Source organism: Pseudomonas sp. Z1-12 (genome assembly GCF_051132015.1).
In the GTDB taxonomy this organism is placed as follows: Bacteria; Pseudomonadota; Gammaproteobacteria; order Pseudomonadales; family Pseudomonadaceae; genus Aquipseudomonas; species Aquipseudomonas zanjanensis.
On record NZ_CP071647.1, the window covers coordinates 6,005,624 to 6,028,837 of the forward strand.

General features: G+C 63.5%; 26 protein-coding genes and 1 tRNA gene. 13 read left to right on the forward strand and 14 right to left on the reverse strand.

Annotation, left to right across the window (positions count from 1 at the left end; genetic code table 11):
• Positions 1–13: 13 nt before the first annotated feature.
• Positions 14–120: transfer RNA gene (locus J3P85_RS26225), tRNA-Asp, on the forward strand.
• Positions 121–634: 514 nt separating this feature from the next.
• On the opposite strand, the gene J3P85_RS26230 is transcribed toward J3P85_RS26225, so the two are convergent.
• On the reverse strand, positions 635–1,423 hold the full coding sequence (locus tag J3P85_RS26230; protein WP_186710545.1) for a DUF2135 domain-containing protein: 789 nt from the start codon (positions 1,421–1,423) through the stop codon (positions 635–637).
• 680 nt (positions 1,424–2,103) lie between these two features.
• Between J3P85_RS26230 and J3P85_RS26235 the strand changes: the two genes are divergently transcribed.
• The 4 genes from J3P85_RS26235 to J3P85_RS26250 all read left to right on the forward strand — a co-directional run bounded on the left by J3P85_RS26235 (position 2,104) and on the right by J3P85_RS26250 (position 7,268).
• Positions 2,104–2,346 carry an exodeoxyribonuclease VII small subunit gene (locus J3P85_RS26235; RefSeq protein ID WP_003185917.1) on the forward strand — a complete coding sequence of 81 codons (243 nt, stop codon included), beginning with the start codon at positions 2,104–2,106 and terminating at the stop codon, positions 2,344–2,346.
• Entirely contained in the window at positions 2,343–3,230 is an 888-nt protein-coding gene (gene ispA / locus J3P85_RS26240) for a (2E,6E)-farnesyl diphosphate synthase (protein ID WP_434704064.1), read from the forward strand. The genes J3P85_RS26235 and ispA overlap by 4 nt, the downstream gene beginning before the upstream one ends.
• A gap of 113 nt (positions 3,231–3,343) precedes the next feature.
• Entirely contained in the window at positions 3,344–5,242 is a 1,899-nt protein-coding gene (gene dxs, locus J3P85_RS26245) for a 1-deoxy-D-xylulose-5-phosphate synthase (protein WP_434704065.1), read from the forward strand.
• Positions 5,243–5,387: 145 nt separating this feature from the next.
• Positions 5,388–7,268 carry a TonB-dependent receptor domain-containing protein gene (locus J3P85_RS26250; protein WP_434704066.1) on the forward strand — a complete coding sequence of 627 codons (1,881 nt, stop codon included), beginning with the start codon at positions 5,388–5,390 and terminating at the stop codon, positions 7,266–7,268.
• 140 nt (positions 7,269–7,408) lie between these two features.
• Here the strand turns inward: J3P85_RS26250 and J3P85_RS26255 are convergent, their stop codons facing one another.
• The 12 genes from J3P85_RS26255 to nrdR all read right to left on the reverse strand — a co-directional run bounded on the left by J3P85_RS26255 (position 7,409) and on the right by nrdR (position 16,226).
• Complete coding sequence (locus J3P85_RS26255) at positions 7,409–8,194, reverse strand: cobalamin-binding protein (RefSeq protein ID WP_434704067.1); 786 nt, start codon at positions 8,192–8,194, stop codon at positions 7,409–7,411.
• Positions 8,194–8,613, reverse strand: coding sequence for an MFS transporter (locus tag J3P85_RS26260; protein WP_434704068.1), 420 nt, complete (start codon positions 8,611–8,613; stop codon positions 8,194–8,196). Before J3P85_RS26260 ends, J3P85_RS26255 begins: the two co-directional genes overlap by 1 nt.
• Positions 8,610–9,227, reverse strand: coding sequence for a GTP cyclohydrolase II (gene ribA / locus J3P85_RS26265; RefSeq protein ID WP_250962612.1), 618 nt, complete (start codon positions 9,225–9,227; stop codon positions 8,610–8,612). Before ribA ends, J3P85_RS26260 begins: the two co-directional genes overlap by 4 nt.
• A 109-nt stretch (positions 9,228–9,336) precedes the next feature.
• The gene (locus J3P85_RS26270; RefSeq protein ID WP_434704069.1) at positions 9,337–10,095 is read right to left on the reverse strand and encodes a substrate-binding periplasmic protein; all 759 of its coding nucleotides are present in this window, start codon (positions 10,093–10,095) and stop codon (positions 9,337–9,339) included.
• An 11-nt stretch (positions 10,096–10,106) separates the two neighbouring features.
• Positions 10,107–10,610: a phosphatidylglycerophosphatase A family protein gene (locus J3P85_RS26275; RefSeq protein ID WP_030140455.1), complete on the reverse strand. Its 504-nt coding sequence runs from the start codon at positions 10,608–10,610 to the stop codon at positions 10,107–10,109.
• Positions 10,607–11,572, reverse strand: coding sequence for a thiamine-phosphate kinase (gene thiL / locus J3P85_RS26280; protein WP_434704070.1), 966 nt, complete (start codon positions 11,570–11,572; stop codon positions 10,607–10,609). Before thiL ends, J3P85_RS26275 begins: the two co-directional genes overlap by 4 nt.
• Positions 11,573–11,594: 22 nt before the next feature.
• Positions 11,595–12,095 carry a transcription antitermination factor NusB gene (gene nusB / locus J3P85_RS26285; protein ID WP_186707683.1) on the reverse strand — a complete coding sequence of 167 codons (501 nt, stop codon included), beginning with the start codon at positions 12,093–12,095 and terminating at the stop codon, positions 11,595–11,597.
• The gene (gene ribH, locus J3P85_RS26290; RefSeq protein WP_003206025.1) at positions 12,092–12,568 is read right to left on the reverse strand and encodes a 6,7-dimethyl-8-ribityllumazine synthase; all 477 of its coding nucleotides are present in this window, start codon (positions 12,566–12,568) and stop codon (positions 12,092–12,094) included. The genes nusB and ribH overlap by 4 nt, the downstream gene beginning before the upstream one ends.
• 246 nt (positions 12,569–12,814) lie before the next feature.
• Positions 12,815–13,906: a bifunctional 3,4-dihydroxy-2-butanone-4-phosphate synthase/GTP cyclohydrolase II gene (ribBA, locus tag J3P85_RS26295; RefSeq protein ID WP_053125811.1), complete on the reverse strand. Its 1,092-nt coding sequence runs from the start codon at positions 13,904–13,906 to the stop codon at positions 12,815–12,817.
• A gap of 16 nt (positions 13,907–13,922) precedes the next feature.
• Positions 13,923–14,585 carry a riboflavin synthase gene (locus J3P85_RS26300; RefSeq protein ID WP_092204487.1) on the reverse strand — a complete coding sequence of 221 codons (663 nt, stop codon included), beginning with the start codon at positions 14,583–14,585 and terminating at the stop codon, positions 13,923–13,925.
• A gap of 46 nt (positions 14,586–14,631) precedes the next feature.
• Positions 14,632–15,765: a bifunctional diaminohydroxyphosphoribosylaminopyrimidine deaminase/5-amino-6-(5-phosphoribosylamino)uracil reductase RibD gene (ribD, locus tag J3P85_RS26305; RefSeq protein WP_434704071.1), complete on the reverse strand. Its 1,134-nt coding sequence runs from the start codon at positions 15,763–15,765 to the stop codon at positions 14,632–14,634.
• A complete protein-coding gene (nrdR, locus tag J3P85_RS26310) occupies positions 15,762–16,226 on the reverse strand; it encodes a transcriptional regulator NrdR (protein ID WP_163006734.1) in 465 nt (154 codons plus the stop codon). The genes ribD and nrdR overlap by 4 nt, the downstream gene beginning before the upstream one ends.
• 127 nt (positions 16,227–16,353) lie before the next feature.
• Between nrdR and J3P85_RS26315 the strand changes: the two genes are divergently transcribed.
• The 3 genes from J3P85_RS26315 (at position 16,354) to trxA (ending at position 18,527) form a co-directional block, all read left to right on the forward strand.
• Complete coding sequence (locus J3P85_RS26315; RefSeq protein WP_186707686.1) at positions 16,354–16,818, forward strand: YbaY family lipoprotein; 465 nt, start codon at positions 16,354–16,356, stop codon at positions 16,816–16,818.
• The gene (locus J3P85_RS26320; protein ID WP_434704072.1) at positions 16,815–17,468 is read left to right on the forward strand and encodes a class I SAM-dependent methyltransferase; all 654 of its coding nucleotides are present in this window, start codon (positions 16,815–16,817) and stop codon (positions 17,466–17,468) included. Before J3P85_RS26315 ends, J3P85_RS26320 begins: the two co-directional genes overlap by 4 nt.
• A gap of 186 nt (positions 17,469–17,654) precedes the next feature.
• Positions 17,655–18,527 (forward strand): thioredoxin, encoded by an 873-nt coding sequence (gene trxA / locus J3P85_RS26325; RefSeq protein WP_434704073.1) that lies wholly within the window; start codon positions 17,655–17,657, stop codon positions 18,525–18,527.
• On the opposite strand, the gene J3P85_RS26330 is transcribed toward trxA, so the two are convergent.
• A complete protein-coding gene (locus tag J3P85_RS26330; protein WP_434704074.1) occupies positions 18,521–18,868 on the reverse strand; it encodes a hypothetical protein in 348 nt (115 codons plus the stop codon). The two genes, trxA and J3P85_RS26330, sit on opposite strands and share 7 nt — an antisense overlap.
• A gap of 120 nt (positions 18,869–18,988) precedes the next feature.
• On the opposite strand from J3P85_RS26330, the gene J3P85_RS26335 reads away from it, so the two are divergent.
• The 5 genes from J3P85_RS26335 to J3P85_RS26355 all read left to right on the forward strand — a co-directional run bounded on the left by J3P85_RS26335 (position 18,989) and on the right by J3P85_RS26355 (position 23,198).
• A complete protein-coding gene (locus tag J3P85_RS26335) occupies positions 18,989–19,573 on the forward strand; it encodes a DUF2796 domain-containing protein (protein WP_434704075.1) in 585 nt (194 codons plus the stop codon).
• A 159-nt stretch (positions 19,574–19,732) separates the two neighbouring features.
• Positions 19,733–20,443 carry an ABC transporter ATP-binding protein gene (locus J3P85_RS26340; RefSeq protein ID WP_186707691.1) on the forward strand — a complete coding sequence of 237 codons (711 nt, stop codon included), beginning with the start codon at positions 19,733–19,735 and terminating at the stop codon, positions 20,441–20,443.
• A 1-nt stretch (position 20,444) separates the two neighbouring features.
• Positions 20,445–21,710 carry an ABC transporter permease gene (locus J3P85_RS26345; RefSeq protein WP_411385768.1) on the forward strand — a complete coding sequence of 422 codons (1,266 nt, stop codon included), beginning with the start codon at positions 20,445–20,447 and terminating at the stop codon, positions 21,708–21,710.
• Positions 21,711–21,721: 11 nt separating this feature from the next.
• Positions 21,722–22,240, forward strand: a complete 519-nt coding sequence (locus tag J3P85_RS26350) for a DUF3299 domain-containing protein (protein ID WP_186707693.1) — start codon at positions 21,722–21,724, stop codon at positions 22,238–22,240.
• 259 nt (positions 22,241–22,499) lie between these two features.
• The gene (locus J3P85_RS26355) at positions 22,500–23,198 is read left to right on the forward strand and encodes an OmpW/AlkL family protein (protein ID WP_434704076.1); all 699 of its coding nucleotides are present in this window, start codon (positions 22,500–22,502) and stop codon (positions 23,196–23,198) included.
• The last annotated feature ends 16 nt before the right edge of the window (positions 23,199–23,214 follow it).

Consider the following 23,214-nt stretch of genomic DNA (forward strand, 5'->3'; position numbering starts at 1 on the left):
CCAGGGATTTGCTGGCGTTGTAGCTGAGTTGGTAAAGCGCGACGTCGTCACCGCCGACCTTGAGGTCGCTGAGCTTGCTCAGTTGGGTGTCATCCAAGGCGACTTTCGCCAACGGCTCCAGCACCTTGGCCAGGCCGCCGCGATCCATCACCAACAGGAAATCCTTGAGGCGACCGTCCGCACCGCGCCACAACGCGACGTCGGCCGGCTGGTCGAAAAGCGCTTCGATCAGGCTGTCCTGCAGCTTGAGGTCATGCTCGTAGATGATCCGGCGCAGGCTGCCGATGAGCCCGAGGCGGTCGGCGTGGGCTTCGTAATAGAAGACGAAGTCCTCGGTGAGCGTGGCCTTGAGGAACGGCACCGCCAACAGGTCCTTGGGCAACTGGCTCAGGGAATGGGTCTCGAGCAAGCCGTCGGGACGGCTCAGGCCGAGTTTTTCCAATGCCAACGCCATGGGCGGCGCCTTGGGCTTGTTGATGAACCAGCCCAGCCCGGCGGCCACACCGGCGGCCAGGCACAGCCCGATCAGTATCGCCGGCCAGCGGCGCACAGGTTTGGCGACAGGTGTCGGCGTGGTCGGGGAAGCAGTGTTGTCGCTCATATTCACAAGGGCCTGTTCATCCGTGGAGCGGATTTAGTAGTTGAAAGTCTTGACCAGCAACAGATCGCCAATGGCGCGCAGGGGCACGACAAAGGTCTCGCGTTTTTCATCGACGGTGTTTTCGTTGAGCACCAGGTTGATCTGCGAGGTGATCACCTCGTTCTGGTTGCTGGTCTCATCGAAGTTGTAGCCGCCGCTGCCGTAGTTGCCCCAATAGTTCACGTAGACCAGGTAGGTGCCGTGCATCGGCGCGGTCATGGTGAACATCTCAGGGCCGGGGCCGTCGACGCCATCCGGGTCGAGGCCGCCGCCGTTGGTCAGCGCCGGGCGACCGAAGAAGGCATGTTGGCCGTCGGGTGTGACGATATGCAGGTCGAGCTCGGCCTTGGGGTCGTCCCAGCCCAGCACCACGCGGATCTGCGCCGGGGTGCGCAGGTTGTTGGCTTCATAGAATTGCACGCGCTTGAGGGACTGGCCTTCGGAGCTGCGTACCTCGACGCTGTTGGAGCCGGCGCCGAACGCATACGGCCGGGCGAAACGCCCCTCGTCGTCGGTATAGAGATTCAGTGGATTGCCGTTGACCGCCAGGCTGTGGGGCTGGCGCGCCGTGCCCATCGCCTTGATCTGGCCCTCGATCATCGTGCGGTTGCGCTGGATGCCGCGGTCGATGGGTGGCGTGGGATACGCGACTTGCGGGTTTTCCGTACGATCGAGCAAGCCGCTGTAGCGCCAGCCGCCGACCGGCTCCGACATTTCAGCCGAAGGCGCGGCCCACGCCAACGGCGCACCGAGCAACACGATCAATAAAGAAAGAAAACGCACGTATGCCTCCTGCCATGCACGACGCAACCCGGCGCCCTTCCAGGGCGCTGCTTGTGATTATTCGGGTTTCGTCTGAAGGCCCCGTTACAAGGCAATGCTGTTCACTTAAGGCAATCGATAAACCCGTGGCGAGGGAGCTTGCTCCCGCTGGGCCGCGAAGCGGCCCCAAAACCTGCCAATTGCGGCGTATCAGACACACCGCACCCGCCGGTTTACGACTGCTTCGCAGCCGAGCGGGAGCAAGCTCCCTCGCCACAGGGTCATCATTTTTCTTAAGTGAACGGCATTGCCGTTACAAGGGGCCGTAGATGGCGCGAAGAGTAGCCATTTGACGGATTTTTCACAATCGGGGAACACGCGATTCTGTGTGGGAAATCACGTACTGAGAGAGGCATGAGCCGAATAGGGGACTTACTCGGCTCACGAAATAAGCCGAATACGGAACCTGACGTCACTTCTGACCAAATCCCGTGGCGAGGGAGCTTGCTCCCGCTGGGCTGCGCAGCAGCCCCAAACCCGCCGGGTTGATCCAGTTTGCGACCGCTGCGCGCTCGAGCGGGAGCAAGCTCCCTCGCCACAAAAGCACTGGATCACAGCCCGCGTTACCCCGCCCTGATTTGCCCGAACACCCCATGTCTGCTAGTGTCGCGCCGGTTTAACAGTCAACCGGAATAGCCGCCATGGCCCGCAAAAAAGCTGCACTGGATTTCGAACAATCTCTGGCCGACCTGCAAACGCTGGTCGAACGCCTGGAGAACGGCGAATTGTCGCTGGAAGACTCGCTGACCGCCTTCGAGCAGGGTATCGGCTTGACTCGCGACTGCCAGGCGGCGCTGGCCCAGGCCGAGCAGAAGGTGCAATTGCTCCTCGAGCGCGACGGTGAGTTGACCGAAGAGCCTTTCGACGCGGAACAACCTGAATGATCGGCGCTTATCAGGCCAGCAGCCAGGCCCGGGTCAATGCTGCACTGGATACCTTGTTCAGCGCCCCGAGCCCGGAACTGGCGCGCCTGTACGAAGCCATGCGCTACAGCGTGATGAACGGCGGCAAACGTGTCCGGCCGCTGCTGGCCTATGCCGCGTGCGAAGCCTTGGGCGGCCAGGCCGAACAGGCCAACGGCGCCGCCTGCGCGGTGGAACTGATCCATGCCTATTCGCTGGTGCACGACGACTTGCCGGCCATGGACGATGACGACCTGCGCCGCGGCCAGCCGACCACTCACAAGCAATTCGATGAAGCCTGCGCGATCCTGGCTGGCGACGGCTTGCAGAGCCTGGCCTTCAGCGCACTGCTGGACCCGGCCTTGAGCGACTGCCCGGCGCAGGTTCGCCTGGACATGGTCAGCGCCCTGGCGTTGGCGGCAGGCCCTGCCGGAATGGTCGGCGGCCAGGCCATCGACCTGGGCTCGGTGGGCCTGAAGCTGGACCAGAGCGCGCTGGAATACATGCACCGGCACAAGACCGGCGCCTTGATCGAAGCCAGCGTCAAACTCGGCGCCCTGGCCAGCGGTCGGGCCACTCCCGCACAACTGCAAGCCTTGCAGACCTACGCCCGGGCCATCGGCCTGGCGTTCCAGGTGCAGGACGACATCCTCGACGTTGAAAGCGATACCCAGACCCTGGGCAAACGCCAGGGCGCAGACATCGCGCGCGACAAGCCGACCTACCCGGCCCTGCTCGGCCTCGACGCGGCCAAGGCCTATGCCCTGGAGTTGCGCGACCAGGCCCTGGCCGCGCTGCGACCCTTTGACGCGGCGGCCGAGCCGTTGCGCGACTTGGCGCGTTATATCGTCGAACGACGCAGCTGATACAAGGTCAACCCTAAAGATTGCGTATCGGCCAAGTTCCGGCCTACGCGTGGGCAGCTTGCGATGCATAAGGTAAACTGCCGCCTCTTTCTATACCTATAACGATTCGCCTGATGCCCACGACGTTTCAAGAGATCCCCCGCAAGCGCCCGACCACGCCCCTGCTGGACCGCGCCAACACGCCGGACGGCCTGCGTCGCCTGGGTGAAGCCGAGCTGGAAACCCTGGCCGATGAGTTGCGCCTGGAATTGCTCTACACGGTCGGCCAGACCGGTGGGCACTTCGGTGCAGGCCTGGGCGTCATCGAGCTGACGATCGCGCTGCATTACGTGTTCGACACCCCGGACGACCGGCTGGTGTGGGACGTCGGGCACCAGGCCTACCCGCACAAGATCCTCACCGATCGTCGCGAGCGCATGGGCACGCTGCGCCAGAAGGATGGCATCGCCGCCTTCCCGCGTCGCTCCGAGAGCGAATACGACACCTTTGGCGTCGGCCACTCCAGTACGTCCATCAGCGCCGCCCTGGGCATGGCGATTGCCGCCCGCCTGCAAAACAGCGAGCGCAAGGCGATTGCCGTGATCGGCGACGGCGCACTGACCGCGGGCATGGCTTTCGAAGCGCTGAACCATGCGCCGGAAGTCGACGCCAACATGCTGGTGATCCTCAACGACAACGACATGTCGATCTCGCGCAACGTTGGCGGTTTGTCCAACTACCTGGCGAAGATCCTCTCCAGCCGCACCTACGCAAGCATGCGCGAAGGCAGCAAGAAGGTCTTGTCGCGCCTGCCCGGCGCCTGGGAAATCGCCCGCCGCACCGAAGAATACGCCAAGGGCATGCTGGTCCCCGGCACGCTGTTCGAAGAACTGGGCTGGAACTACATCGGCCCCATCGACGGTCATGACCTGCCCACGCTGATCGCCACCCTGCGCAACATGCGTGACCTCAAGGGCCCGCAGTTCCTGCACGTGGTCACCAAGAAAGGCAAAGGCTTCGCCCCGGCGGAGGTCGACCCGATCGGCTACCACGCCATCACCAAGCTCGAACCCCTGGACGCCCCGGCGGCCGCGCCGAAAAAAGCCGGCGGACCGAAATATTCCGGGGTCTTTGGCCAATGGCTGTGCGACATGGCCGCCGCCGACCCGCGCCTGGTGGGCATCACCCCGGCGATGAAGGAAGGCTCTGACCTGGTGGCCTTCAGCGAACGCTACCCGCAGCGCTATTTCGACGTGGCGATTGCCGAGCAGCACGCCGTGACCCTCGCCGCCGGCATGGCCTGTGAAGGCGCCAAGCCAGTGGTGGCGATCTACTCGACGTTCCTGCAGCGGGCCTATGACCAATTGATCCATGACGTGGCGGTGCAGAACCTCGACGTGCTGTTCGCCATCGATCGCGCCGGCCTGGTGGGCGAAGACGGCCCGACTCATGCTGGCAGCTTCGACCTGTCGTTCCTGCGCTGCATCCCCGGCATGCTGGTGATGACTCCGAGTGATGAAAACGAGCTGCGCAAGATGCTCACCACCGGCCACCTGTTCAATGGCCCGGCGGCGGTGCGCTACCCGCGTGGCACCGGCCCGAACGCGACGATCTCGGCCGACCTCGAGCCCATCGAGATCGGCAAGGGCGTGATCCGCCGTCAGGGCAAGCAAACCGCCCTGCTGGTGTTCGGCGTGCAACTGGCCGAGGCCTTGAAAGTCGCCGAAAAACTCGATGCCACTGTGGTGGACATGCGTTTCGTCAAACCCCTGGACGAAGCCCTGGTGCGCGAGATGGCCGGCAGCCATGAACTGCTGGTGACCGTCGAGGAGAACGCCATCATGGGCGGCGCCGGCGCAGCGGTCAGCGAGTTCCTGGCGCGGGAAAACATCCTCAAGTCGGTGCTGCACCTGGGCCTGCCCGATGTCTACGTCGAACACGCCAAGCCAGCGCAAATGCTGGCCGAATGTGGCTTGGACGAAGTTGGGATCGAAGCGGCGGTGCGGCTGCGGTTGCAGTTGTTGGGCTTGTAAGTACAGCCAACACAAGCCCCCTGTGGGAGCGAGCTTGCTCGCGATGGCGGTGTGTCAGCCAATCATTAATTGACTGATCTTCCGCTATCGCGAGCAAGCTCGCTCCCACACTGGCTTGGTGTGAATCAGCATGATCGGAACATCAATGAAACGCCGCCTCACCCTTGCCCTCGCCCTGCTCCCTACCCCCAACCTGCTCGCCGACACCTTCGAACGCGACCAGGCCCTGAAGCTGCCCGACATCGTCATCAGCGCCAACCGCCAGGTCGAGGCCCGCAATGACAGCAGCGCCGCCAACACGATCTTCACCCGCGACGACATCGACCGCCTGCAACCGGCCAGCGTCACCGACCTGCTCAGCCGCGTGCCCGGCGTGCAAGTGGCGCCGCTGGGTGGGCGCGGCAGCCTGCCGGGGATTTACATTCGCGGCACCAAATCAGCCCAGAGCCTGGTATTGGTGGACGGCCAGCGCATCGGCAACGCCACCTCCGGCGACAGCAACCTGCAACGCCTGAACATCAACCAGATCGAGCGCGTGGAAGTGCTGCGCGGCTCGCGCTCGGTGATCTACGGTGCCGATGCGGTGGGTGGGGTGATCCAGATTTTCACCCGGCGCGGCAGCGAACAAGGCCTGCAACCGCGCCTGCATGTGGGCGTCGGCAGCCACCAGACCTGGGAGCGCAGTGTAGGCCTGTCCGGCGGCGATGAGCAGACCCGCTTCAACCTCGGCGCCAGCCTCGACGACAGCGCAGGAAGCAATCGGACCCACGAGTCCTACGCCAGCGACCGCGACAACGATGCCAATCGCAACCAGTCCTTCAGCCTGAGCCTGAGCCATGCCGCCAGCGATGACTTGGAAGTTGGCCTGAACCTGCTGGATAACCGCGGCAAGAGCGAATACGACAACCCGTTCGGCCGCTTCGACCCGGCCACCTTCGAATCCCTGCCCCAGCAACCCCATAGCGAGTTTGCGGTGAGCAGCTTCAGCGCCTATATGGACGGCCGAATCAACGACAGCTGGAAGTCGCGCCTGGAACTGGGCCACAGCGAAAACCGCGAAAAAACCTTCGACAAGCTCAGCGACGTCCACGAAGTCTTCAACACCTACCGCGATTCCGTGACCTGGCAGAACGACGTGACCCTGAACGCGCGCAATAGCCTGATCGTCGGCGGTGACTGGTATCAGGACCGGGTCAACAGCAGCACGCCGTTCGACGAAGACAGCCGTTGGAACCGCGCAGCGTTTATCCAGCACCGCTTCCAGGCCGAAACTTTTTCGACAGAGCTGGGCCTGCGCCGCGACCAGAACCAGCAGTTTGGCGGCCAGAACAGTTGGAGCGGCACCCTGACCCTGCCGGTCAACCCGGACAACGACGTGCTGTTGACCTACAGCGAAAGCTTCCGCGCACCGACCTTCAACGACCTGTACTACCCGGAGTACAGCAACCCGGATTTAAAACCCGAGACAGCCAAGAGCTACGAACTGCAATGGCGCAGCCAACTGAGCGACAGCGCCCGCCTGGAAACCTCGCTGTACCGCACCGACCTGGAGGACGCGATCATCTTTGGCCGCGACTCCCGCCCGCAAAACGTCGCCTCGGCGCGGATCAACGGTTTCGAGATGGCCTACCTGCAAGATGTATTCGGCTGGCAGGGCAATCTGGCCCTGGCCATCATCGACCCACGGGACCGCGACAGCGGCCACACCCTCGCCCGCCGCGCCCGAAGGACGTTGAGCCTGGACCTGGATCGGCAATTCGATCGGTTGGGCCTGGGTGCCACTTGGCAAGCGGTGAGCAGCAGTTACGACGACGAAGACAACCGCAACGTCCTGGGCGGCAATGCCCTGCTCGGGTTGCGCGCCACTTGGGCGTTGACCCGAGAGGTGAAGCTGGAGATGAAGGTAGATAACCTGTTGGACAAAGGGTACAGCCGGGCTCTGTATAGCCATGATGGAGGGCAGTATGGGTATCGGGAGGAAGGTCGGAGTTGGTTGTTTGGGGTGACTTGGACCCCGGAACTCTGATCTGGGATTCGTAGTGCCTGGGCCGGCCTGCAATCGCGAGCAAGCTCGCTCCCACAGTTGGCCTGTTGTGAATATGGAATTGGCGCTCGCCACCCGTCCCCTGTGGGAGCGAGCTTGCTCGCGATTGCAGGCGCCGCGGTCTACCGATCTGGCGCAATCAACTCACACAACCGCGCCGTCGCCTCGATCATCTGCCCACTCGGCCGCTCCAGCCCCTTGTCATTGACCAGCAGCAATCGCCCCTGCGCTACCGGCCAGGTTTTCCAGCCATCGAGCTGCGCCTGTTCGGTGGCGAGGATGACCTGCGGATTGCGCTGCAGCACCGCTTCCACACTCACCTGCGGAGCCGGCACGCTCAGGTCGGCGAAGACGTTGCGCGCCCCGCACACCGCCAGCGCATCACTGATGATCTGCCCGCCACCGACGGTGTATAGCGGCCGGTCCCAGACTTGGTAGAACACCGGCAACGGCGGGTCCCGTCGATAGCGTTGGCGTAACCCCTCAAGACGCACGCGCAACTGCGCCGCCCGCTGCACGCCGCGCTCCGGACGACCGAGTTGCAAGGCGATGGTTTCGATTTGCGTGATGAGTTGGTCGAGGCTGCGAGGCTCGGCGATGTAGATGGGAATGCCCAGCGTTTTAAGCTGCTCGCGCTGGGCCGGGCCGACACTGCCGGGCCAGAGCAGGAGAAGATCGGGCTTGAGGCTGAGCAAGCGCTCCATCTCCAGTTGCCCGTAACGGCCCACCGAGGGCACTGCCTTGAGCACCGGCGGACGATCACCGCCATCCAGCACGCCCACCAACAGGTCGGCGGAATCCAGCTCAACGACGATTTCCGACAGCGACGGCGCGAGGCTGACGACCCGCGAGGCCGCCATCGTCGAGGCGCTGACGGCCAGCAGCAAGACCGCCAGCCAGCGACTCATCAGCCGAGTTGACGCGGGATGCGGTACAGGTAGAACAACACGGCGGTCGACAAGGCCAGCAGCATCAGCGGCACCGCTTCCAGCCCAACGAACACCGCCAGGGCGCCAACCCAGGCCGGCAACCCCGCCACCAGCAAAGCGGCGCGGCGACGGGCCGCCAAATCAATCCAGGCCTGGGGCTCTTCGGGCGTGTCGAGGGCTTTCTGGGTGGCGATCAAGGCCTGTTTATACGGCCCGAAGAAGCGCAGGCTGACAAACATCGACGCCACGCCGGCAATGAACAGCGGCATCGCCAGCACCGGCAGAATCGCTTCGCCCTGGCCGAACACCGCGTTGATCACAAACAAGGGCAGCAAGGCGAGGGCCAGGTATTGCCACCAACTGACCGACAGCCGCCGCCGAACCTGACCGCGCGTCACGCCCGATCAACCTCGCCCTGGTGCTCGTTGCCCATCATGTGGTCGAGCTTGCTGGCCTTGGTCGCCAGGTAGAGTTTGTTGTGGGGGTTGTGACCGGTGTGCAGCGGCACACGCTCGGCCACCACGATACCCATGTCGGTCAACGCCTTGACCTTGCGCGGGTTGTTGGTCATCAAGCGCAGCGACTTGACGCCCAGGTGCTCCAGCATCGGCAGGCAAATGCTGTAGTCACGCAGGTCGGCGGCAAAGCCCAGGCGTTCGTTGGCTTCCACGGTATCGGCGCCGCCGTCTTGCAGCTCATAGGCGCGGATCTTGTTCAACAGGCCAATGCCACGGCCTTCCTGGCGCAGGTACAGCAACACGCCACGGCCTTCCCGGGCGATGGCCTGCAGCGCGGCCTCGAGTTGCGAGCCACAATCGCAACGCTGGCTGAACAACGCATCGCCGGTCAGGCATTCGGAATGCAAGCGGCCCAGCACCGCAGAACCGTCGGCGACATCACCCAGGCTCAGCACGACGTGCTCACGGCCGGTGGCCTCATCGAGAAAACCATGCATGGTGAATTGCGCAAAGGGCGTTGGCAGCTTGGAAGCGGCAACAAAAACGACAGGCACCGGTGTGCTCCTGATCTAGTACTGGAGATTCGCAGAGGCGGGCATTGTAACAGCACGATCCGGCAGACGCTTAGGCTGAATTATCCACCATCACTATCGAAAAGTTCGATCAAGGCTTCGGTGGCTGGCCGTTCTCGTCGAAGGGATAGGGTTGCTTCCAGCGTTCGAAAATCGGTTTCAACTGGCCGGTTTTCACCAGCACTTCCATCCGCCGATCGAACAGTTCGCTCAGTGCCTTCCCCTTGGCGTTGTTGGCAAAGCCCAGATACAGCGGCAAATTGATCAACGGCGAGAGTTTGAACTGCTTCGGGTTCTCGGCCTTGGCGAGCACGTCCTGGATTTCCATCAACGCATCGATATAAAAATCGGCACGATCATGGACCAGCATCGGCAAGATGCCCACGGCGCGGTGGATTTCATTGAAGCGTCGGATATTGGGCAGGTAGTTGTTGTATTCGTACCCGCGCATCCACACCAGCCGGTAATTGCCCACCGTCGCCAGCGTGGGGGACGGCTTGGAGGCGAGCCCCAGGGCATAGATGTGATCGACGTCATAGTGCCACTTCGGGTACAGCACACCTTCGGACTCATCCCGATAGGCGCCGACCTGCACCTCGACCTCGCCACGCTGCACCAGCCCGATCGAGCGCGTATACGGCACGCTGCGGGTTTCCAGCTTGACACCTTCGGGCTCGAACACCGCGCGCAAGATATCCCAACCCATGCCCTGGCCATCGGCCTGGGTGTAATCGGCCCATTCCTCGCTGGCCGCACGGATCTTGTCGGGCAATGGCGCCGACTGGGCCGCCCCCGCTCCCACACAGGCTCCTAAACACAGCAACAGCAGTAGTGCGCGGCTTACGCCCATGCCTGGCTCCTTCAGGTGAAACACCACACCAATCCCTGCATTGCCAGCCAAGCGAACACCCCGGCCAGTACATCGTCAAGCATGATCCCGACACCTCCGTGCACATGCCGGTCGATCCAGCGGATCGGCCACGGCTTGAGGATATCGAAGAAACGGAACACCAGAAATCCCGTCAGCAACCAGTACCAGCCTTCCGGTACCAGCCACAAGGTGATCCACATGCCGACCATTTCGTCCCAGACGATCCCTTCATGATCGTGCACCCGCAGGTCGTCCGCCACTTTGCCACACAGCCAGAAGCCAAACAGCATGGTGATGCCCAGCATCAACCAGTAGCCCCAGTCCGGCAACATCTGCCACAACGGTATGAAGGGTAGCGCAACCAGCGAGCCCCAGGTGCCCGGCGCTTTAGGTAAAGTGCCCGAACCGAAGCCAAACGCCATGAAATGCCAGGGATTGCGCCAGACCGAAGGCGGAACGAACTCTGCCGGGACCTGGTTGGGATGATCTGTCACGGTGTCTCCCGAAAATGTTGATAGCCCCGTGTTTGCGGGGTGATGTCGTGCCCGACGTCGTCGACCAGCGTGACGCCCTGCCCGGCCAGTACGCTGCCGATCACATGGATCGGCCCGCCTTCGGCCTGCAACGCCGGCCATCGGCTCGGTGGCACGGCGAACAACAGCACGTAATCGTCACCGCCGCTCAGGGCGGCCTGCTCAGCATCCGCCCGGCCAAAAAACGCTAGCAGAGCGTTGGACAGCGGCAGTCGGTCCCGTTCCACCTGCAAGGCCACCCCGGATGCGAGGGCGATATGCTCGCAATCGGCCAGCAAGCCATCGGAAATATCCATCGCCGCGCTGGCCTTGCCCCGCAACGCCAGGCCCAAGGCGATCTGTGGTCGCGGTGACCAATAATGAGCCAGCAGCGGCTCGGCGATGGCGGGCTCGGCGTGACGCTGGCCGAGCACCAACGGCAATGCGCCGGCGGCATTGCCCAACTCGCCGCCGACGCACAGCAGGTCGCCGGGCTGCGCGCCGCCGCGGGTCAAGGCCTGACTGCCAGGCACATGGCCGAATACCGTCAGGGTCAGGCTCAGCGGCCCGCGTGTGGTGTCGCCTCCCACCAGCGCCACGCCACAGGCCTGGGCCATCAGGTTCAAACCGCGGGCATAGGCTTGCAGCCAATCGGTGGTCACCGTCGGCAGGGTCAAGGCAAGGGTAAAGGCGAAGGGCTTGGCGCCCATGGCCGCCAGGTCACTGACCGCCACGGCCAGCGAGCGCTGGCCGAGCAGGAACGGATCGCAAGGGTCTGGAAAGTGTATGCCGGCCACGAGCGTGTCGGTGGACACCGCCAGCTGTTCCCCGGGAGGGACGGCCAGCAGGGCGCAGTCGTCGCCGATCCCCAGCGCAACGCCCTCGCCGCCCTGCGCACAGGGCGCGGCGGCGAAGTAGTTACGGATCAGCTCGAATTCGCCCATAGTCAGTCGCCGCAAACGCCAATCAGCGCTTGAACGCCTTCACTTCAGCTTCACGCAGGCGCGGGGCGAGCTTGTCGAGCACACCGTTGACGAATTTGTGGCCATCGGTGGAACCGAAGACTTTCGCCAGCTCGATCCCTTCGTTGATCACCACGCGGTACGGTACGTCGACGCGCTGCATCAGTTCCCAGGTGGACAGGCGCAACACCGCCAACTCAACCGGGTCCAGCTCGTCGATCGTCAGGTCCAGGCAAGGCGCCAGGGCGATGTCGATCTCGGTCTTGTGAGCCGGCACGCCATGCAGGATCTCGCGGAAATAAGCGCCGTCGACATCACTGAAATCGTTGTCGACCCGAAACTGCGCTTCGATCTCGTTCAGCGATTGCTTGGCCATGTGCCATTGGTACAGCGCTTGCGTCGCGAGCTGACGGGCTTCACGGCGCTTGACGCTTTTCGACGGCTTGCCGGCATCCGCAGGCTTTGGATCGCGCGGGTTGAAACGATCGCTTTCGTCGCTAATCACTTGGCCTCCAACTGCGCCAGCAGACTGACCATTTCCAGGGCGGACAGGGCAGCTTCGGCACCTTTGTTACCGGCCTTGGTGCCGGAACGTTCGATGGCTTGCTCGATGGAATCAACAGTCAGCACGCCGAAAGCGACCGGCACGCCGAACTCCATGGACACCTGGGCCAGGCCCTTGGTGCATTCGCCAGCCACGTATTCGAAGTGCGGAGTACCGCCACGAATGACCGCGCCCAAGGCGATGATCGCCGCATATTCGCCCTTTTGAGCGACTTTCTGCGCAACCAGCGGAATTTCGAAGGCGCCAGGGGCGCGGATGATAGTGATGTCGCTTTCGCTCACGCCATGGCGAACCAGGGCATCGACCGCACCGCCCACCAGGCTCTCGACCACGAAACTGTTGAAACGGCCCACTACCAGAGCGTAGCGGCCTTTGGGGGCGATGAAGGTACCTTCGATGGTCTTCAGGGTCATTCGTCAGATCTCTTAAAGAGCCAGAGCGCGTTCTATACGCGCTCCTTCAGTGATATTAGCCACGAATACAGGGCTGTGGATTTCGCCATCTCGTTCACTTGCACATCTTCTGTGGCGAGGGAGCTTGCTCCCGCTGGGCTGCGTAGCGGCCCTTTTTGGTGGGCGCTGCGCACCCAAGCGGGAGCAAGCTCCCTCGCCACAATGAATCCAACAAGCCTTAACGATAATGCCGCAATCCCCGGGCCATTATTCAGAGGGCACGTATTCTACAACTTCCAGATCGAAACCGGATATCGCATTAAATTTCATCGGTGCGCTCATCAGGCGCATTTTACGCACGCCCAGGTCCCGAAGGATCTGCGAACCGGCACCGACGATGCTGTAGGTGGTCGGTTTTTTCGGCGCCGCCTGGTCGGCGGTTTCGCGGATGTGCGCCAGCAGCACGTCGCCATCGAGCGGGTGCCCGAGCAGCAACACCACGCCGCTGCCGGCCTCGGCCACCGCGGCCATGGCGGCCCGCAGGCTCCAGCGGCCGGGTTGCTTGACCATCAGCAGGTCGCGCAGCGGGTCCATGTTGTGCACGCGCACCAGGGTCGGCTCTTCGGCGCATACGGTGCCGAGGGTCAGCGCCATGTGCACGTCACCTTCCACCGAGTCGCGGTAGGTCACCAGGTTGAACTGCCCCAGTTCGCTGTCCAGCGGCTGCTCGGCAATCCGCTGAACGGTACGTTCGTGGATCATCCGGTAGTGGATCAGGTCGGCGATGGTGCCGATCTTGATGTTGTGTTCGGCGGCGAAGGTTTCCAATTCCGCGCGACGGGACATGGTGCCGTCGTCGTTCATCACTTCGCAGATCACGCCGCTGGGTTCGAAACCGGCCATGCGCGCCAGGTCGCACGCCGCTTCGGTGTGGCCGGCGCGGGCCAGGGTGCCGCCGGCCTGGGCCATCAGGGGGAAGATGTGGCCGGGGCTGACGATGTCTTCGGCCTTGGCGTCCCGGGCGGCAGCGGCCTGTACGGTGCGCGCGCGGTCAGCAGCGGAGATCCCGGTGGTAACGCCCTCGGCGGCCTCGATGGACACGGTGAACTTGGTGCCGAAGCCCGAGCCGTTGCGCGGCGCCATCAGCGGCAGCTTCAACAGCTCGCAGCGCTCGCGGGTCATCGGCATGCAGATCAGCCCACGGGCATGCTTGGCCATGAAGTTGATGTGCTCGGCCTTGCAGCATTCGGCGGCCATGATCAGGTCGCCTTCGTTCTCGCGGTCTTCGTCATCCATGAGGATGACCATCTTGCCTTGGCGGATGTCTTCAACCAGTTCTTCGATGCTATTGAGCGCCACGCGGCACCCCCTTGGGTCAGGATTTGAGGTAGCCGTTGGCGGCCAGAAAACTTTCAGTGATGTTACCGGCTGCAGGCTCTGCGGCCTTGTCGCCCAACAGCAGGCGCTCGAGGTAACGGGCCAGCAAGTCGACTTCCAGGTTGACCCGGCGACCTGGCCGGTACGAAGCCATGATGGTTTCGCTCAACGTGTGGGGAATGATCGTCAGCAGGAATTCGGCGCCGTCCACCGCGTTGACCGTCAGGCTGGTGCCGTCGACGGTGATCGAGCCTTTATGGGCGATGTACTTGGCCAGTTCCTTCGGGGCGCGGATGCGAAACTCCACGGCCCGGGCGTTATCCGTGCGCGAGACCACTTCGCCGACGCCGTCCACGTGGCCGCTGACCAGGTGCCCGCCCAGGCGAGTGGTGGGGGTCAGGGCTTTTTCCAGGTTGACCGGGCTGCCGCTCTTGAGGTCGTTCATGGCCGTGCAGTCGAGGGTTTCGCGGCTGACGTCCGCCAGGAAACCGTTGCCCGGCAATTCGACGGCGGTCAGGCACACGCCGTTTACCGCGATGCTGTCGCCCAGCTTGACGTCGCTCAGGTCGAGCTTGCCGGTTTCGACATGGACCCGCACATCGCCGCCCTTGGGGGTGAGTGCACGGATGCTGCCGATGGATTCGATGATGCCGGTAAACATGGAGTCCTCCTCGAGAACGGGCCGCCGCTTGAGCGAAAGCCGGGAATTATACGCTGGCCGATGAAACGGGAACGGCGATGACTCGCCAGTCATCGCCCACGGCGCGGATTTCGGTGATTTTCAGCGCCGGGGCGTCTTTCATCTGCGCCAGCGGCCAGTCCAGCAGTGGCCGCGCCGAAGAGCCGAGGAATTTGCCAGCGATGAAAATCTGGAACTCATCCACCAACCCCAGCCGGGCGAAAGCCCCCGCCAGGCGCGGACCGGCCTCCACCAGCACCTCATTGACGCCACGGCCCGCCAGCTCCACCAGCAGGCGATGCAGATCGACCTGGCCGTCATCGCCCGCGACGATCATGCATTCGGGACCGTTGGCGTATTGTTCTTCCACCGCCATGCAGGTAGCGACCAGCGCCGGGCCGGCCTTGAAAAACGCCGCATCCAGCGGCACCCGCAGGCGCCCGTCCACCAGCACCCGCAGCGGCGGGCGGCTCATGGCCAACGCGGTTTGCTCGGCATCGAGCCCCAGTTCATCGGCGCGCACGGTCAGCCGGGCGTTGTCCGCCAGCACCGTGTCGGCGCCGGTCAGCACCACGCTGGCCTGGGCACGCAGGCGTTGCACCGCCGAGCGTGCAGCCGGGCCGGTGATCCACTGGCTTTCGCCGCTTTCCATGGCGGTGCGGCCATCGAGGCTCATGGCCAGCTTGACCCGCACGAACGGCAGGCCATGCTCCATGCGCTTGAGAAAACCTTCATTGAGCGTGCGCGCTTCGCCTTCCAGCACGCCGCTTTGCGTGGCGATGCCGGCCTGGGCCAGGCGCTGCAGGCCGCGACCGGCGACTTCCGGGTTGGGGTCCTGCATCGCTGCCACCACCCGCGCCACGCCGGCATTGACCAACGCATCGGCACACGGCGGCGTACGCCCGTGATGGCTGCACGGTTCGAGGGTCACGTAGACCGTGGCGCCCCTGGCATTAGTGCCGGCGGCACGCAGGGCATGGACTTCGGCATGGGGCTCGCCGGTGCGGATGTGCCAGCCTTCGCCGACAACCTGCCCGTCCCGCACGATCACGCAACCGACCCGGGGATTGGGGTGGGTGGTGTAGTGACCGCGCCGCGCCAACTCCAGGGCACGGGCCATGTAATGGGCGTCGAGGACGGCCTGCTGCGCCGAGGCGGTCATTGTTTCACCGGTTCGCGGGCCAGGCGGTCAATTTCTTCGCGGAACTCGTTCAGGTCCTGGAAGCGTCGGTATACCGAGGCGAAACGGATGTAGGCGACTTCGTCGAGCTTCTGCAGCTCGGCCATCACCAGCTCTCCGACCACCAGGGACTTGACCTCGCGCTCGCCGGTGGCCCGCAGCTTGTGCTTGATGTGCACCAGCGCCGCTTCCAGGCGCTCGACGCTCACCGGGCGTTTTTCCAGGGCGCGCTGCATGCCGGCGCGCAGTTTTTCTTCGTCGAACGGCTGGCGGCTGCCGTCGGTTTTGATCAGGCGCGGCAACACCAGTTCAGCGGTCTCGAACGTCGTGAAACGTTCGCCGCAAGCCAGGCATTCGCGGCGGCGGCGGACTTGTTCGCCCTCGGCGACCAGTCGCGAGTCGATGACCTTGGTGTCGTTGGCACCGCAGAAGGGACAGTGCATGGTGGCAGGCAACAAAAAAAGGGAGGGCCATGGTAGCGCATCCCACTGGCAAGACAAGCCATAGGGTTTACGGTATACAGACGGGCTTACCGTCAGATCCATGGAATTCACCTTGCTGGAGCCACACATGCCGCTACGATCGCTCGTTTTGCTCAGTTTTTTCAGCCTGCTGATGGCGTGCAGCAGCGATGCCCCAAAGCCCGCCGCTCCCGCTCCGGCCCCTGCGCCGAAACAGGCCCAGGAAAAGGCCCGGCAGGCCACCGAGCTGGGGCCGTTGCCGGCGCATCAGCGTGAGTTGAGCGGCACCTTGCAAGGCGTGCCGGCCGGTGCCGAGGTCGAATTGGCGTTGCTGGTGATCGACGAGAAAGACCGTCCGCAGCAATTGCTCGCCAGCTCCAGCCTGATCGGCACCAACCAGGCCCTGCCCTTCCGCCTGCGCTTCAACCCGCAAGCCTTCCCGGTCGGCGCCCGCGTGGAACTGCGTGGCCGCGCCAGCCAGTCCGGCCAGTTGATCCTGCACTTGCCGGAGCAACGCATCAGTCAACCGACCACCCAGGCGTTGGGCACCCTGCAATTCGTCAAAGCCCCATGAGTGCACCGCAAGACTTGCAACAGGCGTTGAGTGAATTGCTGGGCGACGCGCGCCTGGTGGCTTGTCCGCTACCCGGCACTGATTTGAAGTTGTGGCTGATCGACGGCGACAACATGGATCGCGCCTTCAGCCCGGAAGAAACCCGGCGCATCCTCCACGAGCCGCCCTATTGGAGTTTCTGCTGGGCCAGCGGCCTGGCGATGGCCCGCTACCTGGCCGAACAGCCGCGGTGGGTCGAGGGCAAGCGGGTGTTGGATTTTGGCGCCGGCTCCGGCGTGGCGGGGATCGCGGCGGTCAAGGCCGGGGCGCTGGAAGTGGTGGCCTGCGACCTGGACCCATTGGCGATTGCCGCGTGCCAGGCCAATGCCGCGCTCAACGGCGTGGCACTGGATTATTCGACGGATTTTTTCGCCGAGGCTGATCGCTTCGACCTGATCCTGGTCGCCGACGTGCTCTACGACCGGGCCAACCTGCCGCTGCTCGATCAATTCCTCAGCCGTGGCCGCGAGGCGTTGGTGGCCGATTCCCGGGTGCGGGATTTCCAGCATCCGCTGTACCGGCGTATCGAAATGCTCCAGGCCATGACCTTGCCGGATCTGGCCGAGCCGGAGGAGTTTCGGCATGTGAGCCTGTACCACGCTCGGCGCTGACTCATAAAAGCATCGCGAGCAAGCTCGCTCCCACAGGGCCCGCATGAACATTTGAGATTCCTGTGGGAGCGAGCTTGCTCGCGATAAGGCCCTGCCAATCAATACACCTCTCACTGCCACCCCGCTTTCAGCCACCCCCCACCAAGCCGTATAGTTGCCCCATTCAAGCGCTCTACGAGATTGCCCATGACTCAGGAAACGCCCTACATCTTCGACGCCACCACGGTCGATTTCGATCAGTCGGTGATCGCCAACTCTTTCCACAAACCGGTGCTGGTGGACTTCTGGGCCGAGTGGTGCGCGCCGTGCAAGGCGCTGATGCCGATGCTGCAAAGCATTGCCGAGAGCTATCAGGGCGAACTGCTGCTGGCGAAGGTCAACTGCGACATCGAGCAGGACATTGTCGCCCGTTTCGGCATTCGCAGCCTGCCGACCGTGGTGCTGTTCAAGGACGGCCAGCCCGTGGATGGCTTTGCCGGTGCCCAGCCGGAATCGGCGGTGCGGACGATGCTCGAACCCCATGTGCAAATGCCGCCGCCGGCCGCGGCCGATCCGTTCGAACAGGCCCAGGCGCTGTTCGACGACGGTCGTTTCGCCGATGCCGAAGCCGTGCTCACGGTATTGCTGGGTGAAGACAACACCAACGCCAAGGCCCTGATCCTGTACGCCCGCTGCCTGACCGAGCGCGGCGAGCTGGACGAAGCGCAGACGGTACTCGACGCGGTGAAAAGCGACGAGCACAAGGCCGCCCTCGCCGGTGCCAAGGCGCAGATCCAGTTCCTCGGCTTGGCCAAGCACCTACCGGACGCCGCCGACCTCAAGGCCCGCCTGGCGAAAGACCCGCAAGACGATGAAGCGGTGTACCAACTGGCGATCCAGCAACTGGCGCGCCAGCAGTACGAAGCGGCCCTCGATGCGCTGCTCAAGCTGTTCGTGCGCAACCGCGGCTACAGCGAAGGCCTGCCCCACAAGACCTTGTTGCAGGTGTTCGAACTGCTGGGCAACGACCATCCGCTGGTGACGACCTATCGCCGCAAGCTGTTCGCCGCGCTTTACTGACCGACCCAACTGTAGAGCGGTGTATCGGCGCCGCTCAGCACCTTGACCTCGGCGCTATGGCGCAAGCGCACCAACAAGCGCTTGCCCGCCGAGGCGCTGCCGGTCAGGCCTTCGAGCTGTTCCAGCAGGTCCGGGCCGCTCAGTTGGCCGGCCTTGCGCAGCAGCTCCTTGGCGATCTGCCATTGGGCATCATCTTGATTCGCCGGTTTGGCCGCAGGCGCCACTACGCTCTCGGACTTGGCCACTTGCAACTGCGCGCCGAGCTGCGCCCAGTCGCCTTCATCCATTTCAATCGTCAAGTCCACCGGCCATTCGCCGACGGTTCCGCGTATCCGCAACATCACCGTGCTCCTGAATATTTCATGTACGCATGCTCCCATGGCCCTTGCGCGACGCCAAGCAGCCGGTCAAACTCTGCGCACTTTCGTTATAAGATTACATAACCTTTTCGGAGACTCGTCATGCGTCGTCTGCTTCTCGCTTTGCCGTTCGCCCTGCTGCCATTGGCTGTCGCTCACGCGGCGGTGGAGCATGACCACGATCATGATCACGAACATGGCAGCCTCGGCGCCCATGAACACGGCGTTGCTCGACTGAACGCCGCCCTGGATGGCCAGACCCTGGAACTGGAGCTGGAAAGCCCGGCGATGAACCTGGTGGGCTTCGAACACGCTGCCACCAGCGATGCCGACAAAGCCAAGGTCGCCACCGTACGCGCACAGCTGGACAAGCCACTGGCGCTGTTCAACCTGCCAGCCGCCGCCACGTGCACCGTGGCCCAGCAGGAACTGGAAAGCCCGTTGTTTGGCGATGAACCGGACCACGAAGACCATGACGAAGACGGCGACGAGCACCACGGCGAGCACAGCGAGATCCATGCCCACTACCAGTTCACCTGTGCTACCCCTGGCGCCTTGAAGAACCTGGACCTGGCGACACTGTTCAAAACCTTCCCGGCCACGCAGAAAATTCAGGTACAACTGATCGGCCCGAGCGGCCAGAAAGGTGTGGAAGTGACGGCCAAGGCGCCAGCCCTGAAATTCTGATTCACCGCAAAACCCAAATGTGGGAGTGAGCCTGGTGGGAGCAAAGCTTGCTCGCGATAGCAGTCCAACAGTCGGCTACCCAGTTGAATGTGATGGCCTCATCGCGAGCAAGCTCGGCTCCCACGGGTCTTCCACAGATTCCACTTTGAAGCGACAAACATGACCCAAGCACTCATCGAACTGTCCGACCTGGGCTTCAGTTGGCCCGGGCATCCGCCCTTGCTGGATATCCCGGCGTTTCGCCTGGAAGCCGGCGAAACCTTGTTCCTCAAGGGCCCGAGCGGCAGCGGCAAGACCACTTTGCTGGGGCTTCTGGGCGGGGTGCAGACGCCGGATCGCGGCAGCATTCGCCTGCTCGGCCAGGAACTCAGCGAACTGGGCGCCGGCCGCCGCGACCGCTTTCGCGTGGACCACACCGGCTACATTTTCCAGCAATTCAACCTGCTGCCGTTTCTCTCGGTGCGCGAGAACGTCGAACTGCCCTGCCATTTCTCCAAGCTGCGTGCGCAACGGGCCATCCAGCGCCACGGCAGTGTCGATCAAGCCGCCGCCACGCTGCTGGCCCACCTGGGCTTGACCGATGCGAAGCTGTTGGAGCGCCGCGCCGACTCGCTGTCCATCGGCCAGCAACAACGGGTCGCCGCGGCTCGGGCGCTGATTGGCCAACCGGAACTGGTGATCGCCGACGAACCGACGTCGGCCTTGGACTACGACGCTCGGGAAAACTTCCTGCGGCTGTTGTTCGCTGAATGCCGCGAGGCCGGCTCGAGCCTGTTGTTCGTCAGCCACGACCAGAGCCTGGCACCGCTGTTCGACCGCCACCTCTCGCTGGCCGATCTCAATCGTGCCGCCACGCCACTCGAGGTTTGAGATGTATTTGTTCCGTCTAGCCATGGCCAGCCTGGCGAACCGCCGCTTCACCGCGATCCTCACCGCATTCGCCATCGCCCTGTCGGTGTGCCTGCTGCTGGCGGTGGAACGGGTGCGCACCGAGGCGCGGGCCAGTTTCGCCAGCACCATCAGCGGCACCGACCTGATCGTCGGCGCCCGCTCCGGCTCCGTGAACCTGTTGCTGTACTCGGTGTTTCGCATCGGCAACGCCACCAACAACATTCGCTGGGACAGCTTCGAGCAGTTCGCTAACAACCCGAAAGTGAAGTGGGCGATCCCCATGTCCCTCGGCGATTCCCATCGTGGTTATCGGGTGATGGGCACCACCGAGGCCTACTTCGAGCACTACCAGTACGGCCGCCGGCAACACCTGGAGCTGGCCGATGGCCGGGCGTTCGCCACCGATCCGTTCGAAGTGGTGCTCGGCGCCGAAGTCGCCGAAGCGCTGCATTACAAGCTCGGTGACAAACTGGTGCTGGCCCACGGCGTGGCGGCGATCAGCCTGGTCAAGCATGACGACAAGCCCTTCACTGTGGTCGGGATTCTCAAGCGCACCGGCACCCCGGTGGACCGCACGCTGCACATCAGCCTCGGCGGCATGGAAGCGATCCACGTTGATTGGAAGAACGGTGTGCCGGCCCAGGGCAACGGACGCATCAGCGCCGACCAGGCCCGCAACATGGACCTCACGCCCCAGGCGATCACCGCGTTCATGCTTGGCCTCAACAGCAAGATTTCGACCTTTGCCTTGCAACGCGAGATCAACGAGTTCCGTGGCGAACCGCTGCTGGCGATCCTGCCCGGCGTAGCCCTACAGGAACTGTGGAGCCTGATGGGCACGGCGGAGAAAGCCCTGTTCGTGATTTCGCTGTTCGTGGTGTTGACCGGGTTGATCGGCATGCTCACGGCAATCCTCACCAGCCTCAACGAACGTCGCCGGGAAATGGCGATCCTGCGTTCGGTGGGCGCGCGGCCGTGGCACATCGCGACGCTGCTGGTGCTCGAAGCCTTTGCCCTGGCATTGGCCGGGGTCACCGCCGGGCTGGCACTGCTGTACATCGGCATCGCCGCCGCCCAGGGTTACGTGCAGTCGGCCTACGGTTTGTACTTGCCGCTGGGCTGGCCGAGCGAATATGAATGGACGCTGCTGGCTGGCATCCTGGTCGCCGCCCTGCTGATGGGCAGCGTGCCGGCCTGGCGCGCCTATCGCCAATCGTTGGCCGACGGCCTGTCGATCCGTCTATGAGGACCTTGAAAATGCCCCGCGCCCTGCTAGCGCTGTTGATGATGGTCACCCTGCCGTTGTGGGCGGCCGAGCCGAGGGACCTGGCCTGGTCGGAAATGATCCCGCCGGACGCGCCGCCGGAAGTGCCGAACATGACGCCGCTGCATGACCTGTCGAAGATGAGCGATGCGTTGGCCGCCGAAGCCGCGCCCGCGGCCAAGCAGGACCTGCCCAACGCCCCGGTGGTCAAGGCCCTCGACGGCCAACAGATTCGCTTGCCGGGCTACATCGTGCCGCTGGAAGTCAGCGAGGAAGGCCGCACCACCGATTTCCTGCTGGTGCCGTATTTCGGTGCCTGCATCCACGTGCCACCACCGCCGTCGAACCAGATCGTGCATGTGAAAAGTGAGGTTGGGGTCAAGCTTGATGAGCTGTACCAACCGTACTGGGTCGAGGGGCCGATGCAGGTCAAGCCGTCCACCAGTGAACTGGCCGATGCCGGGTATCAGATGGAGGCTGAGAAGATTTATGTGTATGAGCTGCCGGAGTGAATCCGGTGGTGATGGGTTGTTGATGAGATAGCTATCGCGAGCAAGCTCGCTCCCACAGGGGATCGTGTTTCTTCAGAGGGAATGCGGTCAAACTGTGGGAGCGAGCTTGCTCGCGATGATGGGGCCCTCAAGGCTGCTCATCATCATTTCATTGAGCTGAGTCAATTAAACACCCACTGACTCATTGAGCTGTGTCAAAAGACCGGGCCAGACGGCTTCGTACCATGGGACATCAAATTTCGATGCCCTTTGGAGCCCCATGAACAAGTCCTTGCTCAGCGCGTCCCTCGTTGCCCTCGCCCTCGCGGCCCCGCTCGCCCAGGCCCATACCGCCGGCGACATCATCGTTCGCGCCGGTGCGATCACCGTCAACCCGGACGCCGACAGCTCCAGCGTCAAGGTCGACCGTGGCCCCCTGGCCGGCGCCGACCTGGGCGGCAAGGCGACCATGAGCAGCGACACGCAACTGGGCCTGAACTTCGCCTACATGATCACCAACAACCTGGGCATCGAACTGCTGGCGGCCTCGCCGTTCGAGCACGACGTAAAGCTCAAAGGCACCGCCCTGGGCGCGGCCAATGGCAAGCTCGGCAGCCTCAAGCACTTGCCGCCGACCCTGAGCCTGGTCTACTACCCGCTCGACGCCAAGTCGGCCTTCCAGCCTTACGTCGGCGCGGGCATCAACTACACCTGGATCTATGACGAACACGTCGGCAGCGACGCCAGCGCCAACGGTTTCAGCAACTTTCGCGCAAGCAACAGCTGGGGCATGGCGTGGCAAGTCGGGGCCGACTACATGTTGACCGACAACATCATGATCAACGGCCAGATCCGCTACATCGACATCGACACCACCGCCTATGTGGACAACAACGCCGTGGCCGGCGGCACCCGGGCCAAGGTGGACGTCGATGTGGATCCGTTCGTCTACATGGTGGGGTTGGGCTACAAGTTCTAAGCCCCTACGCAATGGT